The 1420-nt window shown below is 42.3% G+C and carries 2 protein-coding genes; both read left to right on the top strand.

Translation table 11 applies throughout. The annotated features are described in order from the left end of the window. Positions 1–800, top strand: an 800-nt coding sequence (locus CXF78_RS00460; RefSeq protein WP_102035682.1) for an FAD:protein FMN transferase, incomplete at its 5' end; no start/stop codon positions are given. Positions 801–816: 16 nt separating this feature from the next. Beyond that, on the top strand, positions 817–1420 hold a 604-nt coding region (locus tag CXF78_RS00465), incomplete at its 3' end, for a response regulator transcription factor (protein WP_102035683.1).

A 1420-nucleotide genomic window follows, 5' to 3' on the forward strand; every position in this document is an offset into this window, starting at 1 on the left:
CGGTTGATGATGAGCATACTGCGAGGCAAATGCTGACTATTGCTTATGACGAAGCAAAGCGTATAGAACATAAATTCAGCCGTTTTATTGAAGGTAACATAGCTTGGCAGTTAAACCTTGCCCAAGGTGAAACCACACCGATCGATGCCGAAACAGCTCATTTATTACAGTTTGCTCAACAGTGTTTTCAATTAAGCGAATCAGCTTTTGATATCAGTGCCTGTCCTTTAATGGCGTTATGGCGCTTTGATGGTAACCATCGAGTGCCGTTACAAACTGATATTGATGCCGCTTTGCTTAAGGTGGGTTTTGATCGCATTGCATTGACTGATAAGACCGTTTGCATGCCTGCAGGCATGAGTGCCGACTTTGGCGGTATCGGTAAGGAATATGCGGTTGATCGCACTGCACAAAGATTAACGAATCGTTGGCCAAATCAATCGGTATTAGTCAACTTTGGGGGCGACATTGCTTGCCCTGTCACCAAAAGTGATGGCTGGCAGGTAGGGATTGAAAACCCGCATAAGCTTGATAACGCTGCAGCACTGTTAACTATTCGCCAAGGTGCGTTAGCCACTAGTGGCACTACTCGGCGCTATATTGAGGTAGACAGTAAACGTTATGGGCATATTATTAATCCTCAAACGGGATACCCCGTAGAACAAGCGCCATTATCTGTCACTGTGCTGGCGCCCAATTGTGTTATGGCTGGAATGTTGGCCACAATGTCGATGCTAAAAGGAGCTGATGCTGAAGATTTTTTACAGCAACAAGGTGTCGATTTTAAGGTATTTCGTTAATGAATAAGGGTAGTGAATGCGGGTGTTATTAGTAGAAGATAATAAGCTGTTAGCACAAGGCATCGTGATGAGTTTAGCTAAATCAGGTATTCAGGTCGATCATTTAGCATCATATAATCAAGCACAAATCGCCTTAGAAAATGAAGATTTTAGCGCCATTATTCTCGATTTAAGTTTACCCGATGGCAATGGTGCTGACTTATTAAAACAGTGGCGTAAAAATGGTATCTCGTTACCTATAATTGTGTTGACCGCAAATACAGATTTTGACACTCGCTTAATGTGTTTAGATATTGGTGCAGATGATTATTTAAGTAAGCCTTTTGATGTGAGGGAATTAATCGCGAGGCTTAAAGCGATTATTCGACGCCAGCATGGCCTAGATAATAACCAATTCAGTTACGGTGCACTCAACATTGATTTTGCCCGCTGTGAAGTTCATTTTCGCGATGAGTTAGTGTCGCTTTCACGTCGTGAATATCAATTATTACTCGAATTTGCTCAATCAGCAGGTCGCGTGTTAACCCGTAATCAACTTGAACAGTTAACTTATGGATGGGATGAAGTTGGCAGCAACTCTATTGAAGTGCATATTCATCATTTACGTAAAAAAACCGCCA

The sequence above is a fragment of the Shewanella sp. 11B5 genome, assembly GCF_002836795.1.
Taxonomy (GTDB): domain Bacteria; phylum Pseudomonadota; class Gammaproteobacteria; order Enterobacterales; family Shewanellaceae; genus Shewanella; species Shewanella frigidimarina.